This window comes from Stenotrophomonas sp. STEN240 (assembly GCF_056756175.1).
Genome location: NZ_JBRRBO010000076.1, coordinates 1 through 8,430 on the forward strand (window position 1 = coordinate 1; position 8,430 = coordinate 8,430).

The window sequence follows — 8,430 nt, forward strand, 5'->3', positions numbered from 1 at the left end:
AAGTGTCGAGCCGCGCCAGGCTGGGCGGGGGCCTTACGGGGAGCCCCCCGGCCGCGCAGGGCTCGGCACTACATGCCCCCTCCCTTGCACGAAGTGCAGGGGAGGGTTGGGGAGGGGTAGCTTTTGCGGCATTACCGGTGGAGCCCCTGCCGAGCATGGCTCGGCACTACATGCTCCCTCCCTTGCACGAAGTGCAGGGGAGGGCTGAGCTCCGCTTACTGCTGCTCGCGGGCGATCGCGCGCCAGCCGATGTCGTTGCGGTGGAACTCATTGGCCCAATGGATTCTGGCCACGCCCGCATACGCATGCTTCTGCGCATCGCCCACGCTGTCGCCCAATGCCGCCACGCACAGTACGCGGCCGCCGGCGCTGACCACGTTGCCGTCGGCGTCCAGCGCGGTGCCGGCATGGAATACCTTGGCACTGGCGGGGACGTCGTTCAGCCCGCTGATCACATCACCGGTGATCGGCGTTTCCGGATAGGGCTTGGCAGCCAGTACAACACCCAGCGACGGGCGCGGATCCCATTGCGCGTCCACGCCAGCCAGCGCGCCATCAGTGGCGGCTTCCAGCAGATCCACCAGATCCGACTGCAGGCGCAGCATCACCGGTTGGGTTTCCGGGTCGCCGAAGCGCACGTTGAATTCGATCACCTTCGGTGCGCCGTCGGCGTCGATCATCAGGCCGGCATACAGGAAACCAGTGAACGGCACGCCGTCGGCGATCATGCCGGCCACGGTCGGCTCCACTACTTCGCGCATTACCCGCGCGTGCACTTCCGGCGTCACTACCGGGGCGGGTGAGTACGCACCCATGCCACCCGTATTCGGGCCGGTGTCGCCATCGCCCACGCGCTTGTGGTCCTGGCTGGTGGCCATCGGCAATGCGACGCGGCCATCGACCATCGAAATGAAACTGGCTTCCTCGCCTTCGAGGAACTCCTCGATCACCACGCGCGCGCCGGCATCGCCAAAGGCGTTGCCGCTGAGCATGTCGTGCACGGCAGCCTCGGCTTCTTCCATCGTCATCGCCACGATCACACCCTTGCCGGCAGCAAGACCGTCGGCCTTGATGACGATGGGCGCGCCCTTCTCATGCAGGTAGGCCAGTGCGGCATCAACCTCGGTGTGCACGGCGTAGTACGCGGTGGGAATGCCGTGGCGTGCCAGGAAATCCTTGGCGAAGGCCTTGCTGCCTTCCAGCTGCGCGGCAGCAGCGGTGGGCCCGAAGATGCGCAGGCCGGTGTCGCGGAAGCGATCGACAACGCCCAGCACCAGCGGTACTTCCGGGCCAACCACGGTCAGGCCCACGGCCTCGTCCTGTGCCAGCTTCAGCAGGCCATCGATATCGTTGACCTTGACCGCGACGTTGCGGCATTTGCCTTCGGTGGCGCTGCCGGCGTTGCCGGGAGCAACGATCACTTCGCTTACGCGCGGCGATTGCGCCAACTTCCAGGCCAGGGCGTGTTCGCGGCCACCAGAGCCGATGACGAGGATTTTCATGAAGTCAGTTCCTGTGGGGCATCAATGGGTAGTGCAATCGGAGGCTTTCAGCGCGACGTTGAAGAACACCGCGCCATTGGCATCCACGAAGCGGCGCTGCACGCCACCACCGGCGGCGAAGACTGGCTGCAATGCCGGTTCCGCGCACAGCTCGGCGATGGCCTGGTTTTCATCACGGCGCAATGCCGCAAACACATCGGGCTTTGCCTTGGCCATGTCCACGGTGGCATCGGGGAAACGCACCACCAACACGATGTCAGCACCTTGGAGGTGCGCCGAATCGGTGATCAGACCATCGCGGTAAGGTTTGGGAAGCTGCTTGCCGAGTGCGGTCAACGCGGTCTGCTGGGCATCGCCAGGCGAGTTGTTCCCACAACCGGCAAGCAGCACCGCGCAAAGGCCGGCGGTTACTGCGAGGATCACCTTGCGCATCAGTTGCACGCCTCGATCTGCATGGTCGAAGGAATCGAATAGCGCAACTGCGCCGTGTCGTAGTCGATGCTGTGACTCTTGTTGACCGCGCCAGCACAGCCGCGGCCCTTCTCCTGCACGCGCAGCGGCCAGTAAGCCAGCTGCGGTTGGCTGTCATCGGGAACGGCGTCGAAGTTCAGGTCCAGGCGGCCGTGCGAACAGTTGCCGGATGCATTGCAGTCAATGGCGTTGTGGTCGTCCAAATGGCTGCGCAGCCAGCCCGCGCTCGACAGCGTCTTGTCGCCGTCGAACAGATACCAGGCGCGGTTGCGCATCAAGGCACCGACCACCACCAGCTCGTCGTCGACCTGGAAACCCCAGGCATTGGCGCCCATCTGCAAGGCGGTGACGCTGCCGGGCTTGCCGCCGGTGCCGCTGCCCTGGCCGAGCAGTTCGGCGGCAACGCTGACGCCGTCATCGGCGGCGCGGCGCAGCACGATGAAATCGGTGCTGCCCAGTTCGATCGGGCTGGCATCGTCATACGCGGTGCAGACCGCCAGCATGCGATAGCTGCCGCTCTGCACCTGGATGGCCTGGTCGGCACAGATGTCGCGATGGACCGGGCGGGCATGATCCAGGTCGGGATCATTCAACTGCTGCGCCCATTGCCCCTGCAATTGCGCGCTGGCGCCATAACGTTCCTGCAGCAGGGCCAACACACCGGCCTCGTAGCTGAGCTTTGGTTTCGCAGCAGGCACATCGTTCTGTGCGGGCGTGCCCTGCTGGCAAGCCGCCAGCAGGGCGACGGCGAGCAGGGAGATCAAACGCGGGATAACCCTGGTCGCCATGTGCCGGTTCTCAGTAACGGGATCAGTGACGGAAGTGGCGCACGCCGGTGAACACCATGGCGATGCCATGTTCATCGGCAGCGGCGATCACTTCGTTGTCGCGCATCGAACCGCCCGGCTGGATCACCGCGGTGATGCCGGCTTCGGCGGCGGCGTCCAGGCCATCGCGGAACGGGAAGAATGCATCCGATGCCATCACCGAGCCCGGCACCACCAGGCCGGCATCGGCGGCCTTGATGCCGGCGATACGTGCCGAGTAGACGCGGCTCATCTGGCCGGCGCCAACGCCGATGGTGCGCTCGTCCTTGGCGTAGACAATCGCGTTGGACTTGACGTACTTGGCCACGCGCCAGGCAAACAGCAGGTCACGCGTTTCAGCCGCAGTCGGCGCGCGCTGGGTGACGGTCTTCAGCTCATCGGCGCTCATGCCGCGGTTGTCGGCGCTCTGAATGAGCAGGCCCGAACCAATGCGCTTGGTGTCGTAGTTGTTGCGGGCATCGCCGGCCGGAATGCGCAGCACGCGTACATTGGCTTTCTTGGTGGCGTATTCCAGCGCGGCCGGTTCGTAGTCCGGTGCGATCAGCACTTCGACGAACTGGCGGTCGAGGATGGCCTTGGCGGTGGCCGCGTCCAGCGTGCGGTTGAAGGCGAGGATGCCGCCGAAGGCGCTGGTCGGGTCGGTGTTGTAGGCCATTTCGTAGGCGGCGCCGACATCGGCAGCCACGGCTACACCACACGGATTGGCGTGCTTGACGATGACGCAGGCCGGCACCTCGAACTGACGCACGCATTCCCATGCAGCATCGGCGTCGGCCAGGTTGTTGTAGCTAAGTTCCTTGCCCTGCAGCTGCACGAAGGTAGCCAGGGTGCCCGGCACCGGGTAGAGGTCGCGGTAGAACACGCCGCTCTGGTGCGGGTTTTCGCCGTAGCGCAGGTCCATGACCTTGATGAAGGAGGAATTCATCTGCGCCGGGTATTCATTGCGCACCGGTACTGCAGCGCTGGTGTCGGTGACAGCCGACAGATAGTTGCTGATTGCCGCGTCGTACTGGGCGACGCGGTTGAACGCGGCCACCGACAGTTCAAAACGCTTGGCCGCCGACAGCTGGCCGTCGTTGTTGGCCAGCTCGGCCAGCAGCGCTTCGTATTGATCCGGGCTGGTGGTCACGGCAACGCGGGCGAAGTTTTTGGCCGCGCTGCGCAGCATCGCCGGGCCACCGATGTCGATGTTTTCCACGGCGTCGGCCAGGCTGCAATCGGCCTTGGCGGTGACCGACTCGAACGGATACAGGTTCAGTACCAGCAGGTCGATGGCAGCAATGCCGTGTTCGGCCATCACCGCATCATCGGTGCCGGCGCGGCCCAGCAGGCCGCCGTGCACCATCGGGTGAAGGGTCTTGACCCGGCCGTCCATCATTTCCGGGAAGCCGGTGACATCGGACACGTCCTTGACCGGCAGCCCGGCCTCGCGGATCGCCTTGGCGGTGCCGCCGGTGGACAGCAGCTCGACGTTGCGGGCAGCCAGGGCACGGGCCAGATCGATCAGGCCGGTCTTGTCGGAAACGGACAGCAGAGCCCGGCGTACGGGCAGCAGATCAGAGGACATGGGGAGGCAGGGGGAAGCGGAAGCGGGCCAATATTGTAGCCGCGCGCTCCCACCCGTGGTCGCCAAAGGTTTCACCGTAGTGCCGAGCCATGCTCGGCAGGGGGCGTTACAGGCAATGCACCGTAGTGCCGAGCCATGCTCGGCAGGGGCGTTCCAGGCAATGCCCTGTAGTGCCGAGCCATGCTCGGCAAGGGGCGTTACAGGCAATGCGTAGGTACCGCCGAATGATGCTCGGCAAGGGCCTTTGCCCGCGATGCACGACGGCAGGGGGCACCGGTAACGCTTCAGCCGAGCATGGCTCGGCTCTACAGGTGATGCGGCGGCTTACGCCAGCCCGTATTCCTTCAGCTTCTTGCGCAGGGTGGCGCGGTGAATGCCCAGCAGCGCGGCAGCACGGCTCTGGTTGCCTTCGCAGTGGTTCAACACTTCCACGAACAAGGGGATTTCCATCTCGCGCAGCACGATCTCGTACACGTCGTCCGCGTCACAGCCATCCAGGTCGCGCAGGTAGCGCCGAACGGACTGGGCAACGTGTTCGCGAAGCGGCGGCTTCGGAGCGCCACGACTGGTGTCAGGACGGGTGGGGGCAGCGTTCAAGGAAATTCCCGGATTCAGCAAAGTCGGGCGCGGTTGGCCCGGCGTGGGGGAGGGAGTCTAGCGCGTGGACCGCCGGCCTGCCACGCCATTGACCCACGGTTACTGAAATTCAAAGCTGAAGGCGACCGTGGCGGCCGCCGGTTCGCGCAGTCGGAATGACACCTGCGCGCTTTGTCCGGGTTCCAGCCGCGCCTGCGGGTCGGCGCCGGCGCCCAGGTATTCGGCCGCCTGCAGGGTGCGCCGGCCGATCACCCGGCCATCGGCATCGGACAGGGACAAGCGCAAGGCCGGCCAGGCCTGCGCCCAACGTGCGTCATTGCGGAAGCTGGCTTGCACCTGCAGCGCGCCCGCCTGCCCGGGCACCGGGCGGATATCGCGGCTGAGCATGCTGAACGCGCTGGGTTCATGCCACGGCGGCAGCGTGCAGCGCAGCACCGTGCACAGCGCGCTGACCAGCGGCCGGGTGCCGGCATCGGCGGCCAATCTGGCGCGGTCGGACAGAATGATCTGCAGGCCGAGCAGCAGGGCCAGGGCCAGCACCACGCCCCATTGCCAGCGCGGCGTATCGGTGGGGACTGCGGTTGGCCTGGCGCTGGCGCGGGCAAAACTGGGCGCGGCCACGGTCGGCGCTGCCTCGTCTTCTGCCGATGCCGCGTCCTCGATGACCTCGACGCTGCTGGCGCTGTCAGCAGCACTGGCAGCTTCAAGTGACACGGCTGTCGGTGCTTCCTCGCTGGCCGGGGCGGCGTCAGGCGAGTCCACCGGTGAGGGCAGATCCAGCGTGAGTGTTGCCTGTGCATCAGCGGCCGCCAGCGTGTCCGCTGCGCTTTCCGGCGCAGCGGTTGGGGCGGGTGTGGCCGGACCTTGCAGGAAGGTCGCCAGGGAACGGCGGGCGGGCTTGGTCTTTTCAGTCATGGCAGGGCAGGCCGAGGCACTGTCGCCATTCAAGCACGGCGCACGCCGGTGATGCGCATCCAATCGCCATCCTGGGTGGCTTCAAGCTGATCGAACCACGCCGCGTAGCGTTCCAGCAGCTCGTCTTCCTGGCCATGCAGGATGCCGGACAAGGCAATCTGTCCGCCTGCCGCGACGCGTGCGGCCAGCAGTTCGGCCAGTGCATCCAGGGCCGAGGCCAGGATGTTGGCGACCACCACCGGATAGGTGGCGACCGGCTCGTCTTCCGGCAGATAGGCGGCGATATGCACGCCGTTGCGCTCGCCGTTGTCATGGGTGGCGATCAGCGCCTGCGGGTCGTTGTCCACGCCAACCGCAGCGGCGGCACCGAGCTTCAGCGCGGCCAGGGCGAGGATGCCGGAGCCGCAGCCGAAATCCAGCACGGTGTTGCCGGCCAGCTTGCCTTCGGCCGAGAGCTGGTCCAGCCAGCGCAGGCACAGGGCGGTGGTCGGGTGGGTGCCCGAGCCGAAAGCCAGGCCCGGGTCGAGCCGGACAATGGCGGCGTCGGCGGCCTGTGCGGCCTCCGGCAGCTCATGGTTCCACGGCACGATCCAGGTGCGCTGGCCGAACTGCATGGGCTGGAACTGGTCCAGCCAGGCGCGTTCCCAGTCTTCGTCCTGTACGGCGCGGAAGCTGGCGTTGGTCCATTCCAGGCCGGGGTCGAAGGACTCCAGTGCGGCCAGCAGGGCCAGCGCATTGGTGTCGGCCGGGAACAGCGCACTCAGGGTCAGCTCGTTCCACAGCGGGGTTTCGCCCACGCCCGGTTCCAGGATTGCGCGCTCGTTGCTGGTGTCAGCGTCGGCGTCGAGCATGGTCACCGCCAGCGCGCCGACGTCGTCGAGGGCATTCTCGTAACGGGGCTGGGTGGCTTCGGTGCAGCGCAGGGTCAATTCGAGGAAGGGCATGGGGGCTTACGGCAACAGCGGGACAGGGGACGCATCCTAGACGAGGCGGGCGCCAATTGCCCGTTCAGCTTGTTGGTTCATTCGTGCCGGCCGCCGGCCTTGATAGAATCCCCGCCCTGTACCTGTATCTCAGGCTGCTGCCTTCCCATGTTCTCGTTGCTGGCCAGAAAACCCTGGTATCTGTTGGTGCTGCCTGCGGCAGTGCTGATGGCTGCGTTGGGTGTTCGCAGTGGGGCCAGTGTGCACGCAGGCAATGCGGACGCAGCTGCCGTAGCGGCCGCCAGCGATGCCGGCCCGGCCACGCTGGCAGCGCCGCTGCTGGGCGGCAACAGGGAGCTGCCGGAGCGTTCCACCGCGGTAGCGGCTGGCTTGCCGTTGGATCTGCGCGCAGCGCTGGAAAACGGCACCGATTTGTTTGCCTATGCGCAGCAGCTGCAGGTCGCTGCGGATGCGGGCAATGCCGAAGCGGGCTGGATAGCCAGTCGCATCTACGATCACTGTGGCGTGTTTGCGATGGACCCATCGGGCTATGCGCTGGATAGCGCCGCATTGCAGCGCATGGATCTGGACGCGATCTCCGCGATGTTGGCTGCGCGCGGCAAGGTGCGGCAGAGCTGCGCGGGCTTCAGTTCCGCCGATGGTCTGGGCCGCGCTCGTCTGCTGCAGCAGCGGCTGGCATCGGCCAAGGCCGGCAATCTGGCCGCCGAGGCAGCCATGCTGTCGATGGGTGAGCCCTTGATCGACACCCCCGAGTACCGGCGTGCGCTGGTGGAGCGGGTGCAGTCTTCGCAGGACCCGGAGGCCTTCCTGGCCATATCCGGTGCAATGGGCAGTGCAGCGGCCGGTGATGAGGCCTATCGCGGCATGGTTGCCGGTAGCCAGTTCAGCCAGTTGGCCTGGCAGGTTGCCGCCTGCCAATTGGGTTTGGCCTGCGGCCCGGACAGCACCTTGATGGTGGCCTACTGCGCCAATGGCGGGATCTGCTCGCGCGATCCCCAACAGGATTTTGAGTCATTCGTTTACGACGCTGCGGTATCGCGGCAGGGTATGGAAAAAATGAACGAGATGGTCAGCAGCTTGCGCAGTGCGCAGCGAGGTGTGCAATGAACTACCGACGTTTCATGCACGGGGCGAAGTTCTGGATCTGGGTCGTGCTGTTCGTGGCCTATTCGGCAGGCGCGGTGGGCGTGGTGTTGATAGACACCTACGAAGACCGTTACCGAGCCCTGTCCAAGATCAAGCTGACCAGCGTCAAGTCCGATGCGGACCTGCGCCGCGCCGGTGCAACCCAGGCCGCGGCGGTGTATCGCGCGCAGAGCGGCATGCCGTTCAACACCCTGCAGCCGGGCAGCAGCTTCCAGATCGTATGGCCGGATGGTTCGGTGGAAACGGTGACGGTGATGGACCCGTCCTCGCCGCTGGGCACCGAGCCGGTCAAGGGCACCGTGGTGGACGCCGAGTAAACCGGCGTTGCCATCAGGCACGAAAAAGGCGGGGATTCCCCGCCTTTTTTTGTGCCTGCGTGTAATACCAAGCAATGATCGGCCGAAGCGTCACCTGTAGTGCCGAGCCATGCTCGGCATGGGCGTTACCGGTAGAGCCTCTGC

General features: G+C 65.9%; 9 protein-coding genes. 2 read left to right on the forward strand and 7 right to left on the reverse strand.

All coding sequences use genetic code 11. The features are described from left to right. Positions 1-215: 215 nt before the first annotated feature. The 7 genes from purD to prmA form a co-directional block, all read right to left on the reverse strand. Positions 216-1,502: a phosphoribosylamine--glycine ligase gene (purD, locus tag ACVOKO_RS19030; protein WP_346500892.1), complete on the reverse strand. Its 1,287-nt coding sequence runs from the start codon at positions 1,500-1,502 to the stop codon at positions 216-218. Positions 1,503-1,523: 21 nt separating this feature from the next. Further along, complete coding sequence (locus ACVOKO_RS19035) at positions 1,524-1,943, reverse strand: hypothetical protein (RefSeq protein ID WP_346500894.1); 420 nt, start codon at positions 1,941-1,943, stop codon at positions 1,524-1,526. Beyond that, on the reverse strand, positions 1,934-2,761 hold the full coding sequence (locus tag ACVOKO_RS19040) for a hypothetical protein (protein ID WP_346500896.1): 828 nt from the start codon (positions 2,759-2,761) through the stop codon (positions 1,934-1,936). Before ACVOKO_RS19040 ends, ACVOKO_RS19035 begins: the two co-directional genes overlap by 10 nt. Before the next feature lie 22 nt (positions 2,762-2,783). Beyond that, positions 2,784-4,367, reverse strand: a complete 1,584-nt coding sequence (gene purH / locus ACVOKO_RS19045) for a bifunctional phosphoribosylaminoimidazolecarboxamide formyltransferase/IMP cyclohydrolase (protein WP_346500898.1) — start codon at positions 4,365-4,367, stop codon at positions 2,784-2,786. A 324-nt stretch (positions 4,368-4,691) separates the two neighbouring features. Then, positions 4,692-4,964 carry a DNA-binding transcriptional regulator Fis gene (fis, locus tag ACVOKO_RS19050; RefSeq protein WP_057626401.1) on the reverse strand — a complete coding sequence of 91 codons (273 nt, stop codon included), beginning with the start codon at positions 4,962-4,964 and terminating at the stop codon, positions 4,692-4,694. A gap of 99 nt (positions 4,965-5,063) precedes the next feature. Next, on the reverse strand, positions 5,064-5,879 hold the full coding sequence (locus ACVOKO_RS19055) for a DUF3426 domain-containing protein (RefSeq protein ID WP_346500901.1): 816 nt from the start codon (positions 5,877-5,879) through the stop codon (positions 5,064-5,066). Positions 5,880-5,908: 29 nt separating this feature from the next. Next, positions 5,909-6,823, reverse strand: coding sequence for a 50S ribosomal protein L11 methyltransferase (prmA, locus tag ACVOKO_RS19060; protein ID WP_346500903.1), 915 nt, complete (start codon positions 6,821-6,823; stop codon positions 5,909-5,911). 147 nt (positions 6,824-6,970) lie between these two features. Here prmA and ACVOKO_RS19065 point away from each other — a divergent pair, with 147 nt between their 5' ends. Continuing rightward, a complete protein-coding gene (locus ACVOKO_RS19065) occupies positions 6,971-7,930 on the forward strand; it encodes a hypothetical protein (RefSeq protein WP_346500905.1) in 960 nt (319 codons plus the stop codon). After that, the gene (locus tag ACVOKO_RS19070; protein WP_346500908.1) at positions 7,927-8,286 is read left to right on the forward strand and encodes a hypothetical protein; all 360 of its coding nucleotides are present in this window, start codon (positions 7,927-7,929) and stop codon (positions 8,284-8,286) included. The genes ACVOKO_RS19065 and ACVOKO_RS19070 overlap by 4 nt, the downstream gene beginning before the upstream one ends. The last annotated feature ends 144 nt before the right edge of the window (positions 8,287-8,430 follow it).

Excerpts from the sequence above, each read along its gene's own strand:
- ACVOKO_RS19070 (WP_346500908.1), top strand. The coding sequence starts at position 7,927 with ATGAACTACCGACGTTTCATGCACGGGGCGAAGTTCTGGATCTGGGTC.
- purH (WP_346500898.1), bottom strand. The coding sequence starts at position 4,367 with ATGTCCTCTGATCTGCTGCCCGTACGCCGGGCTCTGCTGTCCGTTTCC.
- prmA (WP_346500903.1), bottom strand. The coding sequence starts at position 6,823 with ATGCCCTTCCTCGAATTGACCCTGCGCTGCACCGAAGCCACCCAGCCC.
- ACVOKO_RS19040 (WP_346500896.1), bottom strand. The coding sequence starts at position 2,761 with ATGGCGACCAGGGTTATCCCGCGTTTGATCTCCCTGCTCGCCGTCGCC.
- ACVOKO_RS19065 (WP_346500905.1), top strand. The coding sequence starts at position 6,971 with ATGTTCTCGTTGCTGGCCAGAAAACCCTGGTATCTGTTGGTGCTGCCT.
- ACVOKO_RS19055 (WP_346500901.1), bottom strand. The coding sequence starts at position 5,879 with ATGACTGAAAAGACCAAGCCCGCCCGCCGTTCCCTGGCGACCTTCCTG.
- purD (WP_346500892.1), bottom strand. The coding sequence starts at position 1,502 with ATGAAAATCCTCGTCATCGGCTCTGGTGGCCGCGAACACGCCCTGGCC.